The organism is Stenotrophomonas sp. PS02300 (assembly GCF_029959395.1).
Classification (GTDB): Bacteria; Pseudomonadota; Gammaproteobacteria; order Xanthomonadales; family Xanthomonadaceae; genus Stenotrophomonas; species Stenotrophomonas maltophilia_AD.
Window position 1 is genome coordinate 16,926 of the sequence record NZ_JASCOP010000006.1, and the last position, 21,409, is coordinate 38,334.

Below are 21,409 nucleotides of genomic sequence, written 5' to 3' on the forward strand. Positions count from 1 at the left end.
ATGACGCACTAGCAGTTGGTTTTCCAGGACGTTGAGATCGACTTGAACTGGTCCGGTTCCCTACGCCAAAGCATTTCCTTGTCCGCCTCCCGGACCAGGCGCGGTTCGCCTGCCGGGCTAATCTCGGTCAACAGATTCGCGCGCCTGCCCGCCCAGCCCGGTTGCAGGGGCACGACACGCCACGCTTCCCCGCCGACCGAGATGTACTGCACGTATGGCGAGATCGGACGGCCCATGTCGTACCAAGTGCTGCAGAACACATAAGTGGCCACGACCGACCACGTTAGTGAAGACGGGTCGTAGTCCATGACCACCGGGATCAGGACCGATCGCCACACGGGCGGATTGGCTTCCCCAGCCAGCTGCGAGATCCGCAACGTGGTCTCTTCGGGTTTCCAGCCAGTAACACGCATTGCTATATCACGCGTGAGGGTTCCCTTCGCGGTGCGCTTTACTACGATCAGCCGGCCATCTGAAAGCCGCACTTCCTCTTTCCACGACTCACTCATGCGGCTGCAGCCAACCATCGTCAGCACCAGCGTGCACAGCAGCGTCAGGCTAAAAGCGCGGACCAAGGCTTCGGTTGCCCTTGCAATCTTCATGCTGAAAGCTCCAATCAACGTCAGAGAGTCATCATCTGGCCACGCGAATGCGGGCCGGAACGTTTACCGCTCCCGCAAAGCCTCTTGCCCGTGCTGTTGCAGCGGGCTCAGCAGGTAGTCGATCACCCGCCGCTTCCCGGTCTTGATCTCGGCGCTCAGCGTCATGCCGGCGCTCATGGCCACCACCACGCCGTCGATATCCAGCGTGCTGCCGTCCAGGCGAATGCGGGCAGGAAACACCAGGCCCAGTTGCTCGTCCTGCGCCGCGTCGTGCGAAACACTGACGACCTTGCCGGTGAGATAGCCATAACGCGTGTACGGGAAGCTCTCAATCTTCACCGTTACCGGCTGGCCGGGACGCACGAAGCCGATATCCTTGTTGAGCACGCTGGCCTCGACCTCAAGCGCTTCCTGCGGCACGACCGCCAGCAGTTCCTGCGCTGGCGTCACCACCCCGCCGACGGTATGAACCGCCAATTGCTGCACAGTGCCGTCTACGGGCGCACGCAGCGTCATCAGCCGGTCGCGCTGGTCGGCCTTGGCCAGCTCCGGCGTGCCCTGCGCAATCTGCTGCTCGGCTTCGCGCAGTTCGTCCCGGGTCTGGCGCCGGAAATCGGTAACCAGCACGCTCAGCTCCTCTTCGGCGGCACTGAGTGCGGACTCGATCTCGCGCAGCCGATTCCGCTGGGTGGCCAGCTCGCGCTCGGCCGCAATGCGCTCCTGCTCGCGCAGCAGGTACTCGTGGCGGCCCACGTATCTGCCCTCGACCAGGCGCCCGTAGTCCTCCGCCCGGACCTTGGAGATGCGTGCCGACTCCGAAAGCGGCTGGATCACATCGCGCGTGGTCTGCAGTTCGGCGCGCCGCTGGCCGATCGTGGCCAGCAGGTTGTGGCGCTTGGCTTGCAGTGCGTCGAACTGGCTGTTGGCCAAGGCCTGCTCGGCGGCAAAGCGCTCAGCCGGCACATCGGCGGCCGGGGCCAGCTGCGGCGTCGTGCCGCTGTCGATCGCCTTGTCCAGCGCAGCCAAGCGCAGCGAGGCCAGGCGTGCCTCGATCAGAGTCTTGCGGACCTGCACCAGTTCGGCGCCTGTCGCGGTGGCATCGAGCTCAATCATCGGCTCCCCTGCCCTCACCTTCTGGCCGTCACGCACCAGGATGCGGCGCACGACAGCAGTATCAGCAGGTTGCACGATCTTGGTCCGTGAATCGACCACCATCCTCCCGGGCGCCACCGCGACGATGTCGAGCTTGCCGATGCCTGCCCACAGCAGCGCCACGACGAAGAAGGCGATGATGACCCGCATGGTCCAGCGGGCCGTCGGAGAAGCCGGGGTTTCAATAAGCTCCAGGTGAGCCGGCAGGAACGCACGCTCATCCGCATGGCGCACCGGTGTGTCCATTTCGCGGCGCGACGCCCATGCAGCGCGGAACACGCCGAGATAGCGTTGCGCGAACGCCTTCCATCCTGAAATCACATGCTTCATGGCGTTCCCGCCTGCAGCCGGTGCAGCCGCGCATAGTGGCCGTCGGGCCGGTCGACAAGCTCGGCATGCGTCCCGGTCTCGACGATGCTGCCCCGCTCCACGACCACGATTCGGTTGGCGTGGCGCACGGTGGAGAGCCGGTGCGCGATGATCAGCACGGTGCGGCCCTTGCAGATCGAACGCATGTTGCTCATCACCGCGTGCTCGGACTCGTAGTCCAGCGCGCTGGTGGCCTCGTCCAGGATCAGGATGCGCGGGTCGGTGATCAGCGCCCGCGCGATCGCCACGCGCTGCCGTTGGCCGCCGGACAACCCTGCGCCATGCTCGCCCACCACGGTGTCATAGCCTTCGGGTAGTTCGGCGATGAAATCATGAGCGCCAGCCAGTCTGGCCGCGTGGATCACGCGCTCCAGCGCCATGCCAGGATCGGCCAGTGCGATGTTCTCGCGGATGCTGCGGTTGAACAGGAAGTTCTCCTGCAGCACCACCCCAAGCTGGCGGCGCAGCCAGGCCGGATCGGCCAGCGCAAGGTCATGCCCATCGATCAGCACCCGGCCGCGCTCCGGCGTGTAGAGCCGCTGGACCAGCTTGGTCAGCGTGCTCTTGCCGGAACCGGAACGGCCGACGATGCCAATCACCTCGCCTGCCTTGATCTCAAGCTCAATCCCGGCAAGCACTTCCGGCGCCTCCGGGCGGTAGCGGAAATGCACGCGCTCGAAGCTCACCCGGCCCTGGATCGGCGGCAGCGCCATCCGGCTGCCCGGCACTTCGGTTCGGGTGTTGAGGATGTCGCCCAGCCGCTCGACCGAAATGCCGACCTGCTGGAAGTCCTGCCACAGTTGCGCCAGGCGGATGATCGGTGCCGCCACCTGCCCGGAGAGCATGTTGAAGGCGATCAGCTGGCCGAGTGACAGCTTGCCCTCAAGCACCTGCTTGGCGCCGAAGAACAGGATCGCCACGCCCACCAGTCGCTGCACCAGTTGCACGCTCTGCTGGCCGATGGTGGCCACACGCGTGACCCCGAAGCCCGCGCTGACATATCCTGCCAGCTGGTTGTCCCACGTGCGGGTCGCACGCGGATCGACCGCCATTGCCTTGACTGTACCAATGCCGCTGATCGTCTCGACCAGGAACGATTGGTTGTCCGCTCCGCGCGCGAATTTGTCCTGCAGGCGGCGCCGCAGCACCGGGGTAATGCCGGCCGAGATCAGGACGTACACGGGCAACGACAGCACCACGACCAGCGTCAGCCAGCCGCTGTACCAGAACATCACTGCCAGGAATACCACGGTGAACAGCAGGTCCAACACTGAGGTCAGCGCTTGGCCAGTGAGGAAGGTGCGGATGTTCTCGAGTTCGCGCACTCGCGCGATCGTGTCGCCGACGCGGCGTGATTCAAAGTACGCAAGCGGCAGCGCCAACACATGCCGGAACAGCCGAGCACCCAGCTCCACATCGATCTTGCTGCTCGTGTGCGCGAATACATACGTACGCAACCCGGTCAGCACGACTTCGAACACCGCCATGCAGACCAGGCCGATGGCGATCACGTCCAGCGTCGTGAGACCGTTGTGCACCAGCACTTTGTCCATCACCACCTGGAAGAACAGCGGGGTAACCAGCGCAAACAACTGGATGAACAGCGAGACGACAAACACCTCCAGCAGCATGCGCCGGTACTTGATGATCGCCGGGATGAACCATGTAAAGTCGAAGCGTGCCAGCTGTCCCAGTACCGAGGCGCGCGAAGCGACCTGCAGCAGGCGCCCGTTGTAGCGCTCCTTAAGCTCCTTCAGCGGAATCTGGCGGGGGCGGCGCTCAGCCAGGTCATGAATCAGCGCCTGCTCACCCTGGATACGGGCGATCAGGAAGGCACGGCCATCGGTATCCCATGCCAGCGCTGGGAGGTTGGCCAGCGACAGGCGCGATGCTGCCAACGTGGAAACCTTCGCTTTCAGGTCGAGCTTGCGCGCCGCGAGCAACAGCGTGGTCTCGTCGAAGACCTCTCCATTGCGGCCAAACTCATGCGCGAGCTGTGCGGCATCGGCAGCGACACCGTGGAACTGCGCGAGCAGTACCAGGCCGCGCAGGCCCAGATCGTATTGATGCGTTTCGTCGGATGCGGCGCTATCGCCTTCCGCGCCCACGACGGTAAGTGCAGCGGTCCCCTGTTGCATAACGTCCCTGCTATGCGGGCCCGGCTGGGCCTTGTCTTGCTAGCATTTACACAAATGGAGGCCCGTGTCAATACCTGGGCGAGAACTGAGATGGGCCGCTCACTTTTAAGCCTGCTCAAGGCCGATGAAGGCCCCTGGAACCCCGGTCAGGGCTTGGGGTTGCGCGACCTAGAACTCCGCTTCCTTGCTGGCAGCAGGCTGCAGCACTTGCTGCCCCAGATCATTGCCGATGCTGAGGAACCCGATTCCGCCGGACAGCCCTTGTGCTCGCATGGGCTGCGATTGCACGACCGAAGAATAATCCGCAAAGAAATCGGGCTTGCGCCATTGCGCGGAAATCGAATCGCGGCTGCCGCCAAGATCGTTGTTCCAGGTCACCGCTTTCTCCGCACTGGGCGAGCCGAACTTGCGTTTGAGCAGCTCCATCACGCGCGGCTGCGCCTCGAACCCGGTGGTGTTGAAGCGCAAGGCGATCACGCGCCCGTTGCGCAGCAGGACCAGGCCGCCCGCACCTTCCAGAGAAAAAGCGTCACCTGCGCCCGCGCCGATCGCCATGCCGATGGGCGCAACCCACGCCGGGAACTCATCCGTGGCGAAGACCAGGTAACCGTACTCCCCTGCCCCGAACTCGGTATTGCCCACGGCCATGTTGGTCGTGCCGGGCGCGACGCACAGCCCTGTCGCCGGTGGGGTGGCCTTCGGCGGTTCCGGCGGCGGGGTCATCAGCTTGTTGAACGCCCTGGCCCCAATCCCTCTGTTGCTTCTGGGGGCGGCTGGAGCGGGCAAGGATAGCTCGCAAAGGGGCAGCGCCAATGGTGCCCCTAATTTGATGCCGAATACTTCAGGTTCCGCCGCAGAGACCGGGACGGTAGACGCCATGGACAGGAGAACGACAAGCGAACTGGCTGCTGCAGTGAAATGCATGGGGCTGTAATCCATCCTGGATCCTGATTGGGGGGAAGTATATCTCCTATGGGAGACCTGACTCTGGCGAGTGGTTCGGGGTCCGCTCAGCCGGGCAAGGCCCGGCTCTACGTGGCGGCGGGTGGCATCGCGCGCAGGATCGCCTCGACCTGGCGGTCAAATGCTTCGCGTTCGGCATCTGTGCCCAACCGTCTACGTGTGGCCTGCTCGAAAGTGCCCTCATAACACCAGCCCTGCAGCAGACACAGCCTGCTGGCTGGCGGGCTCTCTGGTCCGCAGTCAAAACCCATGCGGCAGGCCGCGACCTGCCAGGCGCGCCCGGCGAGCCAGCCCTCGGCCAAAGGCGTGTAGGGTTCGGCGACTTGCATGCCGCGGGTCTGACCGATGGAATCACCCAGGGCAAACACCGCCGCAGGATCGTTGGATGCCAGCACGTCTTCCAGCAGCGCAGCGGCTTGCACCTCACCCAGTGGTTGTTGCAGATTGAAGAGGGTCTCCGTAACCCGTGCAGGCAGATCGCCGCCCTGCGCCGCCTGCGCATACAGTAGGCGCATGTCATCCCAGTCGATCGGTGCCCCGCCCTCCACGGCAGCGCACTCCTGCAGAACGTGCTGCAGCAGGGGCCCCAACAAGGTCGCCTCTTCTTCGGTCTCCGCGCTCTGGATGCGACGCTGGATCTGCTCCTCGTACTGTTCGACGTTTGGATTACCGGCGTTTTGATTGACGACCATGCATCTTTCGTAGGCCTGTGCCAGCAGGCGCTGGGAAGCTGGGTCGCCCGCGTCAGCGCGCTGCTTCAGGGCCAGGAACCAGGCGCGCTGGGGGTTGGTTCTGGTGAAGTCATGCCTTTGAGAGGAACCGGCGGCAATTGGCGGCGCGGGCTTGCGGGCCGATGTCTCCGCTTGCGCGGTATGGGTGGGGAACAAGGTGGGCTTCCATGTCAGCCACACGACCAGGGCCAGGGATGCTGCCGCCAGTGTCAGGAGGATGCGCTTTGCTGCCATGAACCCAGGTTCGTTCCGTCGATCTTCCCTCATCTTAGCGTGTCAAACGGGGAGCTATGACGGCAGCCGGGGCGTCGCTGCCGGCGCCCCGCGTGTTGCCACTCTCACCCTACCGGCCCCAGCTTCCAACTGCCCCCGGTCTTCTCAAATCTGACCACCGCCTTGGACAGCGCCTCCGGCGACGGGTCTGCGGCCAGGACGAACATCTCACGCCCGATGCCCAGGTACATCCGCGTCCCAGGCTCAATGCCCAGCCCTCGCATCCACAGCCCCCTCGCCTTCAGGCATGGAATGGTTGGGCAGCCGGGATACGTTTCGAGCCCTTCATGATGAAGCGCATTGATCATTACGCTCTTCGGCGCGCGCCAGAAGCCCCTTAGGAGGGCGCGTTGCTCGGGGGTCAAGTTCGTCCAGTCGTCGTGCATGATGGTTCTCCTCTGTGTTCTCCCTCGCCGGGATGGCGAGGGAGTCGGGAGGTTCAGAACCGTGATGTGGATACGGTGCGACGTATTTCCGCGAGGGTGTTGTATTGCGCCACCCTCCCGACACAGGACGTTCAACATGCATTTCCACATCGGGTTCTGACACCCAAGGCACACCATGCGACAGACGTGAGCGTACTGGAACTCGACGTCGTCCGGTCGCGGTTCATGGCATCAATGGAACCTTGAAACGGGATGGGGCGAGCGAATCGTTTCGTGAGAATCCGTGCGCCGGCGCGCATTTGCGACGGCAACAGGTCGCATTTTCGGTTCTACTGGCGCTGAAAGAATGTTCGCCAAGCAGCCGGGATCACTGTCGCTCCCAACCCACACCGCGCACCCACAGCAATGCGCGGGCCGAACGTCCTAGTGCGCGAATTCAATCAGGCCCAGAAGCCCGGTGACCACAAGTAGCCACTCAATAGGCTACTACGGGGTGCTGTTCACGCTGGGGCCGCATGAACGTGCCCATTGGATAACCCAATGGATAGCCTAAGGACCAACCGAGCATTTCTGCTAACCGGGCGCGTCCCGCAGTTGCTGCTGGCTCGAACGTGAGAAGAGCGTTGAGCGAAATCAGCTACCCACGCGCCAGTGCGTGAACCGGTTGCGCGATGATGCCCCATACCAACAAAGGACGGACGGACTTCCCAATGTCCGCACCTGGCTGCGCATGACGGCAAGGTGATCCCCAGTCATTAGCAAAACGGCAAACCATTTCAATACCTCACTCGCGCCGCTTCGCATCATTTCCCTGGTGGCGGAAGCCGCTTCGGTTTCCGTTCTGCAGGGTGCAGAATCAAGGAGCGACCCAGCGGATCGCGTTTGGCCGTTGACGAGACTCCCCGCCAGTCCCATTGGGTCGCCCAGCCCCGCACCCGGGACGTGAATAATTGGCGGTGGCGCGTGGATGATTGCTCGGAAGTCCCATATGCAAAGACTTCGGGAGACAGCGTCCGAGTCGCAGTGCGAAGAGCAGGCGCGATTGATTTGAGTGGCTTGGTTCACCGGCCAGAGATGGCTCGCAGCCCACGCTTGCGATCTTCCCGGACTACCACACTTGACGATACGCGCGTGTCGGAACTCACTCCACTGTGCTCAGATTGATATCTGCCGCCAGCTCGCCTCGGTCAAGCGTTTCAGCGGGCAGTTCCCACCTGAAACCCCCATGAGCTTACTCACCAACTATGAGGAGAGCGGGCCCTGCCCATTTACTAAGTGCAGATCGTGCTCAGCGGAATCGGCTTCTTCAATTGTGGCGCTGCTGCCGACCTGACTACGGAGGAGCATGGTCCCGTCTGAAGTGTTGTCAATCCTATCGTAGTTTAGAAGCTCGATGTGCAGAGGTATTGTGCCGATAACCGTGTCGGCAACTCTGATTGAGTGATTGACCTTGCAGAAGTATGTGCCGTCAGCCTCATGGTCCGGAAAGTGCTCGATACCATCTACCCTGAGCTCAGGCATACCAACCACGACCTTCTCTCCGTTCAGTACGTCGTAGAAGATCTCAATCGTCTTGACATCCTCTCCTTTGAGCTGTGTTTCATCATCAATCGAGAAATCAGAATCAAAATGGCGCGCGATTTGCTGAAGGCGATGTAGATCGCGGATGAGACGTAGTACCTTGGGAGTTCGAGAGTCGCGTGAGGAAAGCGGCCATGTTGTCCGATGTCGGCTGTAGCTCGTCCCAAGTATGAAACCCCCTGCCTCTAACGACGCGCCTGCCCATGCACCGAACTCGGCCAAGCTAGGCGCCAATGCGAGCGGACCATTGCAAAGTTGCGCGAGGTCCAATCCGAGGCTGAAATTCGTTTTTGGTGGACCTTCACTAAGGTCAACACGAAGCTCAAAAACGGCAGGGGTGAGCCGGCGGCTACGCATCGTCGCCCCGCCGTGGCCATAGTACGCATCAACCGAAATCTCCATGGATGGTGCAGACACTAATGGACGCAGTCCAGCAAACAGCGTCACTACGCCAATTCTTCCATTTCGAATGATGTCAACCTTCGCAGGCTGCAGCTGATCGAGCTCCAGCTCACTAAACAGTGGAGAGCCGGAGACCTTCATCCCATCAAGATCCAGTGACACAGGTAGTCCGTACTTCACCGCTTCGTCCATTGCGGCTGCATCTGCGGCATCGCGCAGGACCATCTCGATCGGAACGGAGAATCCGCCCTCTGCTGCCAGGAATGTGTACGTCTCCGATCCTGCCTCCGTTGACACCCCAACTGAAAGTCGAGGGTCGATTGAGCTGAGGAGCTCACCTCTCCTTTGTGCCAGTTCGGCGAGCGCGCCTTGTCGCGCCTCAGTCGGGGTGAAAATCTTGGCAAGATAGGCAACGAAAGACTCTCGATCTTCAAGCCGCTGATTCACATCCATGCGAACGGATATCTTACCCTCGCCCTTGAGGCGCGCCCGATTCGACCGGGCCCACGGCTGAGCGTGCAGCCAGTACAGCGCCCCATCTGCAGTGACGCGAACAATGAAGATTGGATGGGGATTGTCCAGGTACTGCAGTAGCCTCTTTTTCCTCACTGGCGCGGTGACGTGCCCTCTGTTCTCAATGAGCGTCCCTTTCACCTGCACCAGAAAGCGTTGACCTTTGAATTGCTCAGAGTCAGGCTGGACGAAAAGGTCGTAGCCAATATCCTGCTCATCTTTTGCTGTCGCCCATCCCCAGCTGAGGAATAGATGTTTAGTTGCATTCTCGGCGAGGCCGCCGATCAGCATGTTCTGAGGTATATCCACTTATGCAGCCTCGCGCCTAGATCGCGAGATCATAGACGGTCCTGGTGCGAATCGCATCATCTTCTGCTCGAGCAATTGCTCACCGAAGTCAACTATCGAGCATTGATTAAATACGCGACCTGGGCCTAGCCGATTGACTTGGGTGGCAGCCCGAAAGGCGAGTCCCACCGATGGTTCGATGCCAATGGACAATTGAATGTGATACCGACAATAATTAGATAGTGATAGAACACCGAATTTGGGCGAGCCAGAACCCGCCTACCCTCGACGACTGCAGGTCGCCAGTCTAGTCAATTGGCCATCCAATACGATGTCCGTGGATATCTCCACTTGAGAGATCATCGGCGAATACCCGCACGACATTGAAGGACCAAGCCCTAGAGTTTCCGACCTCATGACCGTTAGATTTGACCGCCAGGCCTTGCCTTGATGTTCCAGTCATCATCAAAACAATCCTTCGCAGTTCCAATATGAGCGTCAACGAGGCGTCGGCGCATATCTGGATCATCGTTGAACGCATCGATCCAGATGCTAAAGAATCCGCTATGCTCGGCCAGCGCGACAACCGTGTCTCGAAAAACGTCACTGTCATTGAGCTTCAGTCCTTCACGCGTGCGTTGAGCAAGTCTCCATGCCTGCTCTCGATCCACGTAGCGCTTATCTCGGTCGGCAGGCTGCTTTGTAGCTGGCTGGCCGGGATGCCGATCCAGTCCTACAAGTTCAATAAGCGCGACAGCCTTCGGCAAGATATGCGCTGGCAGCTCCTGCGACGGTGAAACAACCCCCCCAGCCTTGTACTTCAAAGCTGCTAATGTGTTGTCCTTATCGGGCCACAGAAAGTCAACATCATTCGTGGGAGTATCCCCTTTCGCCGAATTGCAATTGGCGCAACCGAGGAGAAAGTTGGTCCAATCTCTTTCACGAGCTGCGTCAGAGATTTTCGGAGATACGTGCTCAACTGCCAGTAGAACAACGATGCGGCGCTCACAGTAGCTGCAGTAACGGCCGAAACAGGCTTCCAGGTCGTCAATGGCGTCACGGTAAGCCGCATATACTTTAGTTGAAGTGGCTCTCAGGACGGGCCTCATTTGCTCACACCATCCTTAAGCAGAATCGTTAGCAAAGCATGCAGAGCGGGATCCGATGTGAAAGGCTCACTTGCGTCTCGGTAGGTTTGCTCGGCCACGAGCAAGTCGGATGGCCTCACCACTCCTGGATTCCTCTCTTGCGCCTCAATGAGCGTAAAGTAGTGCTTCGCGGCAGAACTCAGCCGCTGCGCTCGAACGCTGCGCTGAGGCTGAGGCACGCCCTGAACATCCTCCGCTATGTCTTCCAGACTATTGCCGCCTCCGAGAATGGTCGAGGAGCTATGCGAATCGATAAATGTGACTCGCTCTCGACCGACCGCTTGAATCACAAACGGCGAATGAGTAGTCGCAATAAACTGACAATTGGGGAACAAGTCCTCTAGCGCTGGAACTATGCGGCGCTGCCACTTTGGATGGAGGTGCACATCAATCTCGTCGACAAGAATTATTGCCTCACCCTCGCCAAGCTTATGATGGTACTGACCGAGGGATAATTGCCTTGCGATATCAACAAACAATGAGAACAGTCGCTGCTCACCATCAGACATTTGCTTTAAGCTCAGCTCGCCGATTTTGCGCCTAAGCATAATTCGCGGAGTGAGTTTTACTTCCAATGAACAAGACATTATGAGGTCACGAATAGCCTCCGACGGAAACTTCATGCCGGCCCAGACATCGTTCAGCCGGGGCAAGTTCCTTTCGCCGCGCTTGCCACCCGCATCGTTGGGATACAGAACGACTTTCGATTGATCAGGCCAAGAGTAAGGCGCCTTTCGCTCCAACCTTCTCTCCTGGAGCTTGCGCATCGCAAAAGCTCGCGCAAGCTTGTGCGTGCTTGCATCTAGGGACTCGCTCGCCCCGCCCCCTGATGCGGAGACAAGGGAGCATTCATAAGGCTCGAATATCCAATAGAATTCGACCATGTCGGGGGAAAACGTGTGGAGCGCTCTTCCTACAAAATCTTTAACGGAGCGACTATCTCCGAACCTGCGCCCACTCGCAACCCTTGATCCTTGCGGAAAACCTTTTTCAATCGCATACAGGAATTCCTCGCTGGTGCGAAAGGATTCCCTTTCTGCCACGGAACTTCCTTTCGCGCGCTTTACCTTCATCGATGAGCATATGGCCTCATTCGATGAATAGAGGAGAACCAGCGGAAGGTCCTTCCGGCGAGCCGAATGCTTTGCGGGTTCCCAAAGGCTCTTCTCAAGTCCGAACTCCACGGGGTCCTTATTCGCGGAACACACCACGGCACAGACTTCGGCAGTGCGCTCCCTCAACCTAATATCGTCGTCTTCAAGTCTCGGACGCCTCCCCGTTTGCCGCGCGCTCCCCAATGCCGCCAACAAGCCGCGAAGGATGGTTGTCTTTCCGGCACCATTCTCGCCCACAAGCAAATTGAAACCAGGTTGAAATTTGAAGGTTCTCCGCTCGAACTGGCGTACGTTGGTCAATGTGAGACTGAATAGATGCATGGCGCGGGTTAGCGACGGCGCGTTTGGGGTCAGGGTGACTGAATAGCAGATTGCTTCGACGCTGTAAATCACCCCGCATCGCGATAGATCATCGCGGATTCTGCAGTATTACGAGAACGCCGGAAGCCACCACTCGCGCGCACATCGAAGCATCGTCGGGCTCTAGCCATAAGTTGTAGCTGCGCAGGCTTGACGATTGCCAATCGCAGAAGTTCAAAGGGGCGCCATCTCCATTGCGGGGTATCGGGCTCTACTTCCCCCTACTTTCCTCCGAGATTTCGGTCCCTGCTACGCCGGCCAGCAGGCTGGGGTGGCAATCCAGGTGCTTAACGCTGGTGATCCTTCAAGAACAACCACGTAATCACCGTAGCATCCCGCCCCTTGGGATCCGTAAACGGCAGCCCCCGCGCTTTCGCTCCACGCATGCCCCATCCCCTGCACCACGCAATGTTGCGCCAGCGTTTTACCGCCTCAGTGTTCCGAACATCCGTTTGTTCCCCATCGGCCGCGGCTGATGCTCGGGGACGTGCGTTATCGCCTCCCTCATTGGTCAAGGACCGTTTCCGGCCATGAGCGGAAATTCGCACCAGCGCAGCCTCAATCCTCGTCCATGCACCAGACGCATCCAACCGTCTGATCGGTCACGACCAATACACCAGTGTCGAACGTTGCGGACGTGACTGGAGTCCAGCCAACACCAAGTGCCGCCGTTGAGCGCCCCCACTCACCATTTGTGAAGAAGCGCGCATCGCTGCCAGCGAACGCCGCTACGAACTCTCCCGAACGCTCACGGGCGAGGGAAAAAGGCATGATCTCGGTGTTGTAGGCCATGTCCCTATGAAGGACGTTCTCTATGACCTTAGCTGCCTCGACAGCATCAATCTCTTCGTAGCACTCCGAGGACTCCAGCAGTCCAAAACTCCTTGCAACGTCGGTCACGGACGCTGAAGCAGCACCAGGAAGTATCCCGGCGATAGTGTCCTGTCCTCGCTCCTGCTTGATGCGCTCGGTGGTGTCCACAGCTTTCCCCGGCTACCTGATGGATGTGACTTGTGGCTCAAAGAACGTTCGCAATGGATCGGTGGCCGAGATTGCCATCCTTCCCAGCGGTCGGACTCGGCCCGGTGTCCGCTTTCGGCGCGGAATACTCGAATTAGTCGGTTACATCTGCGACGCGGCAGACGCCCCCGCCGATCTCTGCTTCAGCGACGACGTAAATGTTACCGGTAAAGTAAACGTCACCATCGCACGAAACAGCCCGCCCACCATCTACGTAGAGAATCCGAACAGCTGAGTCCGCCTTGATCTTGGGTCTCAGCTTTACTGATTCCCCTACCCCAAGCTGCCCAACATCGACAATCGCTCCACCAATTTCCACCTGCACTTGATGGAGCGGACCAGCGCCCACGTTCTTCACAATAACAACGGCTCCACCAACCCAGTGGCAGCCGCTCATGCAGAGCATCATCAAGACCGCCACCAGGAGTCCACGAGTTGCGGAGCGGGTGTGGCCTCTACCTGACATCCGGCTGATCATTGCTTGCAGCCTCCAAACAGATTGATGAACAAGCCCCTTGCTATTCATCAAGCGTGCTACGCGATGACGACTACACGTCTCGCCAAGGCCTTTTCTAGGATGTCACGCGCTTCAGTGACGCGGCGTAGCTCAGCCTTAAGGCGGCGCACTTCCGCGTCATCTGACAATGAACGACGAATGCCTTCCCTGATCGAATTCGAATCTGGAAACAGGAATGGTTTCGACAATCCGCCCCACACGCCCCGCGCAGTATTCATCAAGCGCGGCCCGTGCGTCATTTTCGTCAGCACCCACAAAAAACACAGCGTAACTATCAGGGTACTCATCCAGATCATCGTCAAATGGACTATAAAATATCCAAAAAAGAGATTTCTCACTTTCAGCAAGGATGATCCTTGGAAGGTCATGGAAGCCGCGGTATGCGACTATTCTGAAGTTCTTTCCAACAGGAACTTTCATTTGATGCGATCCACTTCAGGAACCGGATTTGGCTGAACCGGCCCGAAAGATCCGCCCGCCACCATGCTGCGGATCACTGAGACGGTCCTGTCAATGGCTTCCCGGTCGATCTGCCAATGGGTCACCAGGCGCATCTTGCCGCCGTACGCACCGTTGGCCCGTATGCCGGCCGCTTCCAGAGCTTCCATTAGGCCCGGCATGTCTACGCCTTCGGGTAGCGCGAACCACACCATGTTGATGTGGACGTCTTCCATGTCCACCTCAATGCCTGGCACTTGGGCTAGTTGCTGCGCCAGGTAGATTGCATTGTCATGGTCCACATCCAGCCGTTGCGTCATTTCAGTGAGCGCAAGAATGCCCGGCGCGGCAATCACCCCGGCCTGGCGCCACCCTCCTCCCAGCAGCTTGCGGTTGTAACGGGCGCGCTTGATGAAGGCCGCCGGCCCCGCCAGGATCGAACCGACCGGTGCGGCCAAGCCCTTGGAGAGGCAGCACATCACCGTGTCCACATGCTGGGTGATCGCTTTCACGTCGCACCCCAGGTAGGTGGCGGCGTTGAACACGCGTGCGCCGTCCAGGTGGATGGGAACGCCGTGTTCCCGGGCGATGGCGGCGGTGGCCTCCATTGTTGCGAGCGGGATCACGCGGCCGTTGCCGTGCGCGTTTTCCAGGCAGATCAGTCCGGTGCGGGGAATGTGGATGTCCTCCCCCACCCGGATGCGGGCCGCGATCTCGCTGGGTTCCAACTGGCCCCGGTTGCGGGCGATGGTACGCAGCTGGACGCCACTGATCACCGCCGCCGCCCCGTTTTCGTGCCAGACCAGATGCGAGTCGTCGCCGGCGATCACTTCGTCGCCCCGGCGGCAGTGCGTGAATACCGCGAGCTGGTTGCCGAATACTCCGGTCGGAACAAACAGCGCGTCGTCCTTGCCCAGCAGCTCGGCGGCCAGGCGCTCAAGCTGGATGACGGTGGGGTCGTCCTGGTAGACGTCATCCCCCACTTCCGCGGTGGCCATGGCCTGGCGCATCGCGGGGGTGGGCTGGGTGACGGTGTCGCTGCGCAGATCAATCCACTGCATCGGGGAACTCGCTGAATGGGGTGCCGAGGTGGCTTCGCGTCTACTGGGTGTAGTACAGGCACCCTGCCACGGCGGACGGTCCGTGATCGGCGTCGATCCGGGAGGTTATCAATGCCTTCACCTCGATGCCATCCCCTTCGGCTTCCGGCGTTGACTCAACAATGCGCATCCCGGCAGGACCCCCCTGCCCCGTCTCCGGTTCAATGCCCATGGACTTGGCGAGGTCTGCGCCGATGGCTGGGTCATCGAAGGTGGCGACCACGGAACTGCGCGACAGTATCAAGCGCCTGGTCGGATGGCCGAAAATGAGCACGGGCTCGGTGAGCTGCATTTCCGCCAGGACACCGGCAATGTTGCCCAGCGCCATGCCGTATTCCCCCGCTTCGCGGGCGACCGGTTGCCAGCCTGCCGAGGGCTCGCGGCTGGATGCGACGTCGCGTAGCCCATAGGCCAATGTGCGGAACGCTGCGCGGTCGGCCTTGCAGGTCGCGAGGGCTACGGCGCGGTCGATTTGTTCCTGATTGGGGGCGGGGTGCCGGGCTGGTTCTGCCGCTGACGCCATGGGGGCCAGGGCTAGTGCCATGCCAATGAGGCCGAGGGACTTACACCATTCGCTTGCGATCAATTTGTAATGCTCTCTTCCTGGGGCAGCCATGCATGGCGCGGCACTACGCTTCTTCGTGCACCGGTCAATGCGCGCGGTGCACGCGATTGTAAGCGCTGCTGGCACCTTGCCGATTGCGTCACTTCACGTGAGGGCGCTCGGTGCCGCAGAGCCGGTTGTTGGCGCCGCGGCAAACTGTCAAGCGGCAGCCGGAATCTTGATCGACTTGACGTTGACGAACTCCTTCAACCCTTCCGGGCCGTGCTCGCGGCCGTAACCGGAGGCCTTCACCCCGCCGAAGGGCAGCGCCGGGGAGGCAACGTCGAAGGTGTTGATGAAGACCATCCCGGTATCGAAGTACTTGGTGGCCAGCTCGCGGGCGCGCTTCACGTCGCGGCTAAAAATGCCGCCGCCCAGGCCATAGCGGCTGTCGTTGGCAATGCGCAGCGCATCCTCATCGTCCTTGGCGCGGATGATGGCCGCCGCAGGGCCGAACAGCTCATCGTCGTACGCCACCTGCCCCGGTGCCACGTCGGCCAGTACGGTGGCTGGATAGAACCAGCCGGTGCGCTCTGGCACCTCACCGCCCACCAGCAGGCGGGCGCCTTGCGAGACACTCTTTGTGACCTGTTCGTGCAGCTTGTCGCGCTGCGCCTCGGAGACCAGCGGGCCCAGCTGTGTATCGGCAGCGTTGGGGTCGCCCATCTTGATCGCCTTGAACTTGCTGGCGTAGGCGCTGACGAAGGCATCGTAGTTCTTCTGGGTCACGATGAAGCGCTTGGCATTGACGCAGGTCTGCCCATTGTTGAACAAGCGTCCTTTGACGCAGGTCTCCACGGCCAGATCAAGGTCGGCATCGTCGAGGACGAGGTAGGCGTCGTTGGAGCCCAGCTCCAGCACCGTCTTCTTGAGCGCGGCGCCCGCCTTGGCTGCCACGGTGCGCCCTGCGGTTTCGCTGCCGGTCAGGGTCACGGCCCGGACCAGGTCGTTCTCCACGATGCCGTTGGACTGGTCATGGGTGATCAGCAGAACGCCGAACAGGCCCTTGGGCAGCCCGGCACTTTCGTAGATATCACGGAGCAGCAGCCCGCTGCCGGTGCAGCTCTCCGCGTGCTTGAGCAGCACGCCATTGCCTGCCATCAGGCTGGCGATGGAATAACGGATCGCCTGGTAGGCCGGGAAGTTCCAGGGCTGGATGCCGTACACCACGCCGATGGGCGAATGGGTCACGATGCCGGTGGCGCCTTCTACATCGCGCTCTTCGTCCGCCAAGGCTGCAGGCCCCTGCTTGGCGGTGTAGTCACAGATGCCGGCGCACAGTTCGACCTCCGTGCGGCTGTCTTCAATGAGCTTGCCGACTTCGCGGGTCATCAGCTGGGCGAACTCTTCCTTGCGCTCGCGAAGCGCTTTGGCGATGGCGGAAACTACTTTCGCCCGCTCGTCCAGCGAGCGCAGGCGCCATTCCAGGTAGGCGTTGTGGCTGGATTCGACTACGGCTGCGGCTTCGTCGTCTGACATGTACGAATAGGTGGCAATCACCTCTTCGGTCAGTGGATTGATCGTTGTGAGCTGCTTGTTGGTCATGGAGAGCCTGCACTTCGTGGGGGAAGAACGTGACGGATGAGGGTTGCATCGTCACGGTTCCCACGTAGTGAAGTCTTGAGTGGTGCGCATCACCTGGGATTCACTGCGTGCGCCGGTAGTCCACATGGCGCCTTGCTGCGGAGGTGCAGGATTGGCAGGCAGCCAGTGCCCTGTTCCTAGGTCATGCGTTACCGGGTGTTGATGGTTTGAGGGCGGTCGTCTGGGGACCGACCCTACCAGCGCCACGTAGCACCCCGCAGTGTCCGGCCCGGCGTTGCACGGGACGACACGCCGCCGCACGGCACGGCGAGAGGGATTCTCGCCGTGCCTCTTGCCTCACATCAGGTGCGGGCGTTCGGTGCCGAACAGCAGCTTCTTGGCGCCATCGCGCCACGCCTGCGGGCACGACTGGCCGCGCACTACCGCTGCAACGGTGTAGGCGTAGCCGCGATTAGCGGGCCTTACGTTACCCAGCACGGCCTCGGCCTGCTGCTGGGAGGCATTGGCGCGCACGGCGTCTACAAAGGCCACCATGCGTGCGGCTTCTTCGGCGTCGGTGGCCAGTACCTTTTCCCGCCAGGCCGCTTCGTTCCTGCCCTGCCGCAGCGCCAGTGCCCACATGCTCCAGGCAGCATCCGGCGCCATGCCCTCCTCCACCGGCAGGTCCAGGGCCTTCTTGATCAGATCCTCCGGGGCGCCATCGGAGGCACCCGTCAGGCGAAGGACGTGCGGGAACAGGTCTGCGTCCAACTCCGCCATCGCCACTGCGCCCTGGTACTCACCCCGGTGCAGGTGGATGTAGGCCTCATACTGCGAGCCCATCACTTCGGTGCTGTCCAGGGCCAGCAGGGTGGTCAGGTGCGCAGACTCGGCGGCCAGCGGCTTCAGCTCCTGGTCGCTGGCGCCCAGCATGCGCTTGACGCGCGCCAGTTCCGGTGCGGTGAACTCTGCGGTCTGCGGCCCCATGGCGGCCTTGGACCACACCTCGTTGGCGGCGGCCCAGTCGCCCCGTGAGGCAAGCACGTAGCCGGAGGCCAGCGCGAACCACGGGTCCTGCGGCCAGCGCTGTTGGCCGGCGAGGAAGGCCTCATCCTGTGCTTGGCCTTCGGGCATGCAACGGGTGGAGAGATAAGCCAGCGCCGGCGATGCGGGTTTGCCCGCTGCGAGCTTCTGCTGGCGCTCGCAGGCGGCGTTCTGCGCCTGTTCGTCGCCGAGCTGCTGCTCGAAGCGCATTGCCGCCACATCTTCGGGATGGCGCGTCAGCCGCTCTGCAATGATGCCCTGCAGGGTGGCCGGGTTCTGCGAGGCCATCGCCAGCCACGTGGTCAGGTGGCGCGACTCCGGCGCATCCCAGCGAGCATGCGCAAGGATCATGGCCTGGCGCTGGGCTTCATCGGTCACCAGCCCCAGCTGCCGCTGCGGTGCCAGCTCACCGGCGGCCGATACCACCGAGCGCTTGCCGCCGTCGTTGCTGTGGGTCTGGATGGATTCCGGCGGGTCTTCCAGCACGTAGTCGGCACCCGTGGCGGACCAGCGTTCCGCGCCCAGGTTGCGGTCTTCATCGGGCTTGGCACCGCCATAGACGGCCGACCACTGCACCATGGGCGTGGCACCGGCAACGTTGTAGGTGAAGTGCGAGCGGCCGGTCATGCGCTCGGTTTCGAAGGACTCGATGAGCTCCCCGCCCGCGCTTTGGGTGGTCACCTGGTGGGCGGCGCCCGGGGCGACGTCCATGCTGGCGCTCTGCAGCGGTGCCAGCTCGACGGTGTTGCCGTCGATGGTGACGCGCACCGGGGTGGCCAGGCCGTTGTACAGCGAGACGGTGGCCGCGCCAGTGTGCATGCCGAAGGCCAGCACGCCCACGACAATCGCCGCCGCTGCAGAGGCACGCGCGGTGCTGGCGGCCCAGCCGTCGGCGGTCTGGAAGCGATCCCACCAGCCCAGCTTGGTCTGCAGCTTGCGCTCCTGGCCGGGCAGCAGCACCGGATAGGGCGTGGGTACCTTGGAAGGCGTCGGTGCGGGCGGTGCCACTTCGTCCGTTCCCAGCCGCGCTACCACGGCATCTTCGTTGGCCAGCAGGGCTTCCAGCGTCGCGGCGCGCAGCTGCGAGAGTGCGGCGCAGGTGTGGTTGACCCAGCCGCTGGAGTGCTTGATCCAGTTGTCGATGTTCGCCTGCACCGGGGTGGGCAGGCCCAGCTCGCCCAGCGTTTCCTTCAGTGGCTTGCCGCCGTGTTCGACCACTGTTTCATCGATCACGCAGTTATGGGCGTAGTCGTAGATCACGCCCAGGGCCTGCCGCACCTTTTCGGCGGTGCCCAGCAGGCGGCGCAGTTCCTTGTCGGAGACGCGCTTGTCGGCGGTCACTACGTGCAGGGTGTTGAGGAACAGCCCGTAGGCGTCGCGCAGGTCGGCTTCGACGTGCTCGCAGTAGTGCAGCAGGGTTACCTGCCCTTCCAGCAGGTTCTCCCACCCTGCCCCGCTGCGGCGCGCGGCCAGCCGGTGCAGGCTGCGGCATTGCTGGTCGTGCTGGAACACGGCCTGGCGCAGCGGTGCGATCTCGTCATCCAGCGTTGCGATGACCGGGCCGAGGCGGCGGGTGTCCAGCACCTGGTCACGCCAATGCACGCGGTTGCGGGTGGCGCGCAGGTGGCCGGCGCGGGCGGCGTCCAGCGTGGCGCGCTCGTCTTCCAGCAGTTGCAGCTGCTGCAGGGCCTTGCCATGAGCAGGCCCGTAGAGGCCGGTGATGCGCTCGCGGATCTGGGCGTCGGTCAACGGTGCAATGGTGTGCAGGAACAGCTCGGCCGGGGTGGCCACGCCGCGCACGAACGAGCGGCGCAGGTAGGTGCCCTGGTAGCGCTGGTGCATGGCGCGGATGGCGAACTCGGCGTCGAGCCGGGTCAGCGAGGTGTCGACCTCGGCGAAGGCCGGCGGGGTTTCGCGCAGCATGTCGCGGGTGAGCTGGTGCCGCAGCCCGTCCGCGTCACGGAACAGCAGCATGGCCGGGCGCTCGTCGATGGCCGCTTCCACATAGCGCCGCTTGAGGTTGTTCTCGCGGTCGGCATTGGCCGGATGCGTGGACCACATCTGCGGCACCCGCACCATGTCGCGGCGGAACACGCGGTGCTGCTCGCGCTCGCGTTCGGGCAGCTGCGGCGGGTCGGCATACAGCGGATCGGGCGACACGCGCCGCAGGTTGGCCAGCATGCGGGTCTGCACCGCGAACAGGTCGGCCACGGCATGGCCGGCCTCGAATTCGCGCGAAGCAAAGCCGACTGACCTGTCCCAGGCATCGTCGGCGGCGCCGAGGCGGTGCAAGGCGTGCACCAGGGCATCGCTGCCGGCGAGCGAGGCGGCCACCAGGTCGGCCTGGTATTCCATCTCACGCGACAGGGCGCGCTCGGACAGGGCGACCACGCTGAAGGCGGTATCCACCAGCGAGCGGATGGCCCAGACGATGAGCGACAGCAGCCAGCCCACCCAGGCAATGCGCAGGTCCAGGCGTGACACAGTGGCCAGCAGGGCATCGAGCGCGTCGCGGCGGGCAACCAGCTGGCTGGCGATCTGGTGGGCCACGTACACCCAACGGCCGACCGCCATGGTGCGCTGCGCGAAGTGGCCGAATTCGTGGGCCAATACGGCCTTGAATTCGCCCAGGTTCAGCGCGTTGACCAGCGGCAGGCCGATGTCCAGGTTCTTGCGCGAGGGAAACAGCAGGTTGAACAGCGAGAGGTCGTAGAAGACGCTGGCGTTGACGCGCGCCGACAGGTAGACCCGCTTGGGGCGCGGTGCGCCGGCCTCGTCGGCCAGGCGGTGCAGGAACGCGAACAGCTCGGGCTGCTCTGCCTGCTTGAGCTCCAGTTCCCTGGAGGCCTGCCCACGCTTGAGGAAGACCAGCCCCTTGGCCATGAAGGCGGCCAGGAACAGGGCGAACGTGCCGACGATGATGTTGACCAGGGTGTTGCCGCCCTCCCCTGCCAGCAGGGTGCGGAACACGCGGTAGGCGGTCCAGCCGAACCAGCCCATCAGGGCGAAGTAAGCGGTGGCGAAAACGAGCAGGCCGGCCACGGCCAGCCATGCATGGCGGCGGTAGGCGGAGCTGGGTGCGGTGAGCTGCGCGGGCACGGCCGACGGCCCCGCCGGATAGAGCGAATCCATTATCTACAT

General features: G+C 62.1%; 16 protein-coding genes and 1 pseudogene. All 17 read right to left on the bottom strand.

Going from position 1 to position 21,409, the window contains the following annotated elements; all coding sequences use genetic code 11:
* Window positions 1-8: 8 nt before the first annotated feature.
* Window positions 9-602, bottom strand: coding sequence for a hypothetical protein (locus QMX79_RS02725; RefSeq protein ID WP_282244139.1), 594 nt, complete (start codon window positions 600-602; stop codon window positions 9-11).
* A 63-nt stretch (window positions 603-665) separates the two neighbouring features.
* Complete coding sequence (locus tag QMX79_RS02730; protein WP_282244141.1) at window positions 666-2,084, bottom strand: HlyD family type I secretion periplasmic adaptor subunit; 1,419 nt, start codon at window positions 2,082-2,084, stop codon at window positions 666-668.
* Complete coding sequence (locus QMX79_RS02735; protein ID WP_282244143.1) at window positions 2,081-4,261, bottom strand: type I secretion system permease/ATPase; 2,181 nt, start codon at window positions 4,259-4,261, stop codon at window positions 2,081-2,083. Before QMX79_RS02735 ends, QMX79_RS02730 begins: the two co-directional genes overlap by 4 nt.
* A 168-nt stretch (window positions 4,262-4,429) precedes the next feature.
* Window positions 4,430-5,200, bottom strand: coding sequence for a hypothetical protein (locus QMX79_RS02740; protein ID WP_282244145.1), 771 nt, complete (start codon window positions 5,198-5,200; stop codon window positions 4,430-4,432).
* Window positions 5,201-5,292: 92 nt separating this feature from the next.
* Window positions 5,293-6,189, bottom strand: a complete 897-nt coding sequence (locus QMX79_RS02745; protein ID WP_282244147.1) for a hypothetical protein — start codon at window positions 6,187-6,189, stop codon at window positions 5,293-5,295.
* Between the two features lie 104 nt (window positions 6,190-6,293).
* The gene (locus QMX79_RS02750) at window positions 6,294-6,614 is read right to left on the bottom strand and encodes a hypothetical protein (RefSeq protein WP_282244149.1); all 321 of its coding nucleotides are present in this window, start codon (window positions 6,612-6,614) and stop codon (window positions 6,294-6,296) included.
* A 640-nt stretch (window positions 6,615-7,254) separates the two neighbouring features.
* A pseudogene (locus QMX79_RS02755) lies at window positions 7,255-7,421 on the bottom strand (conjugal transfer protein); the annotation flags it as partial.
* A 435-nt stretch (window positions 7,422-7,856) separates the two neighbouring features.
* Window positions 7,857-9,401 carry a DUF4365 domain-containing protein gene (locus tag QMX79_RS02760; protein WP_282244151.1) on the bottom strand — a complete coding sequence of 515 codons (1,545 nt, stop codon included), beginning with the start codon at window positions 9,399-9,401 and terminating at the stop codon, window positions 7,857-7,859.
* Window positions 9,402-9,820: 419 nt separating this feature from the next.
* A complete protein-coding gene (locus tag QMX79_RS02765) occupies window positions 9,821-10,507 on the bottom strand; it encodes an HNH endonuclease (protein WP_282244153.1) in 687 nt (228 codons plus the stop codon).
* Window positions 10,504-11,982, bottom strand: coding sequence for an AAA family ATPase (locus QMX79_RS02770; protein ID WP_282244155.1), 1,479 nt, complete (start codon window positions 11,980-11,982; stop codon window positions 10,504-10,506). Before QMX79_RS02770 ends, QMX79_RS02765 begins: the two co-directional genes overlap by 4 nt.
* A 597-nt stretch (window positions 11,983-12,579) precedes the next feature.
* Window positions 12,580-13,002: a hypothetical protein gene (locus QMX79_RS02775; RefSeq protein ID WP_282244157.1), complete on the bottom strand. Its 423-nt coding sequence runs from the start codon at window positions 13,000-13,002 to the stop codon at window positions 12,580-12,582.
* Between the two features lie 133 nt (window positions 13,003-13,135).
* Window positions 13,136-13,438 carry a hypothetical protein gene (locus tag QMX79_RS02780; protein ID WP_282244159.1) on the bottom strand — a complete coding sequence of 101 codons (303 nt, stop codon included), beginning with the start codon at window positions 13,436-13,438 and terminating at the stop codon, window positions 13,136-13,138.
* Window positions 13,439-13,675: 237 nt separating this feature from the next.
* Window positions 13,676-13,978, bottom strand: a complete 303-nt coding sequence (locus QMX79_RS02785) for a hypothetical protein (protein WP_282244211.1) — start codon at window positions 13,976-13,978, stop codon at window positions 13,676-13,678.
* Window positions 13,975-15,057: a low-specificity L-threonine aldolase gene (gene ltaE / locus QMX79_RS02790; RefSeq protein ID WP_282244161.1), complete on the bottom strand. Its 1,083-nt coding sequence runs from the start codon at window positions 15,055-15,057 to the stop codon at window positions 13,975-13,977. Before ltaE ends, QMX79_RS02785 begins: the two co-directional genes overlap by 4 nt.
* 40 nt (window positions 15,058-15,097) lie before the next feature.
* On the bottom strand, window positions 15,098-15,640 hold the full coding sequence (locus tag QMX79_RS02795; protein ID WP_282244163.1) for a hypothetical protein: 543 nt from the start codon (window positions 15,638-15,640) through the stop codon (window positions 15,098-15,100).
* A 219-nt stretch (window positions 15,641-15,859) separates the two neighbouring features.
* Window positions 15,860-17,245: an NAD-dependent succinate-semialdehyde dehydrogenase gene (locus QMX79_RS02800; protein ID WP_282244165.1), complete on the bottom strand. Its 1,386-nt coding sequence runs from the start codon at window positions 17,243-17,245 to the stop codon at window positions 15,860-15,862.
* A 336-nt stretch (window positions 17,246-17,581) separates the two neighbouring features.
* A complete protein-coding gene (locus QMX79_RS02805; protein WP_282244166.1) occupies window positions 17,582-21,400 on the bottom strand; it encodes a M48 family metallopeptidase in 3,819 nt (1,272 codons plus the stop codon).
* Window positions 21,401-21,409: the final 9 nt, after the last annotated feature.

Coding starts and splice junctions, on each gene's coding strand:
- QMX79_RS02725 (WP_282244139.1), bottom strand. CDS start 602: ATGAAGATTGCAAGGGCAACCGAAGCCTTGGTCCGCGCTTTTAGCCTG.
- QMX79_RS02730 (WP_282244141.1), bottom strand. CDS start 2,084: ATGAAGCATGTGATTTCAGGATGGAAGGCGTTCGCGCAACGCTATCTC.
- QMX79_RS02735 (WP_282244143.1), bottom strand. CDS start 4,261: ATGCAACAGGGGACCGCTGCACTTACCGTCGTGGGCGCGGAAGGCGAT.
- QMX79_RS02740 (WP_282244145.1), bottom strand. CDS start 5,200: ATGGATTACAGCCCCATGCATTTCACTGCAGCAGCCAGTTCGCTTGTC.
- QMX79_RS02745 (WP_282244147.1), bottom strand. CDS start 6,189: ATGGCAGCAAAGCGCATCCTCCTGACACTGGCGGCAGCATCCCTGGCC.
- QMX79_RS02750 (WP_282244149.1), bottom strand. CDS start 6,614: ATGCACGACGACTGGACGAACTTGACCCCCGAGCAACGCGCCCTCCTA.
- QMX79_RS02760 (WP_282244151.1), bottom strand. CDS start 9,401: ATGCTGATCGGCGGCCTCGCCGAGAATGCAACTAAACATCTATTCCTC.
- QMX79_RS02765 (WP_282244153.1), bottom strand. CDS start 10,507: ATGAGGCCCGTCCTGAGAGCCACTTCAACTAAAGTATATGCGGCTTAC.
- QMX79_RS02770 (WP_282244155.1), bottom strand. CDS start 11,982: ATGCATCTATTCAGTCTCACATTGACCAACGTACGCCAGTTCGAGCGG.
- QMX79_RS02780 (WP_282244159.1), bottom strand. CDS start 13,438: ATGAGCGGCTGCCACTGGGTTGGTGGAGCCGTTGTTATTGTGAAGAAC.
- QMX79_RS02785 (WP_282244211.1), bottom strand. CDS start 13,978: ATGAAAGTTCCTGTTGGAAAGAACTTCAGAATAGTCGCATACCGCGGC.
- ltaE (WP_282244161.1), bottom strand. CDS start 15,057: ATGCAGTGGATTGATCTGCGCAGCGACACCGTCACCCAGCCCACCCCC.
- QMX79_RS02795 (WP_282244163.1), bottom strand. CDS start 15,640: ATGGCACTAGCCCTGGCCCCCATGGCGTCAGCGGCAGAACCAGCCCGG.
- QMX79_RS02800 (WP_282244165.1), bottom strand. CDS start 17,245: ATGACCAACAAGCAGCTCACAACGATCAATCCACTGACCGAAGAGGTG.
- QMX79_RS02805 (WP_282244166.1), bottom strand. CDS start 21,400: ATGGATTCGCTCTATCCGGCGGGGCCGTCGGCCGTGCCCGCGCAGCTC.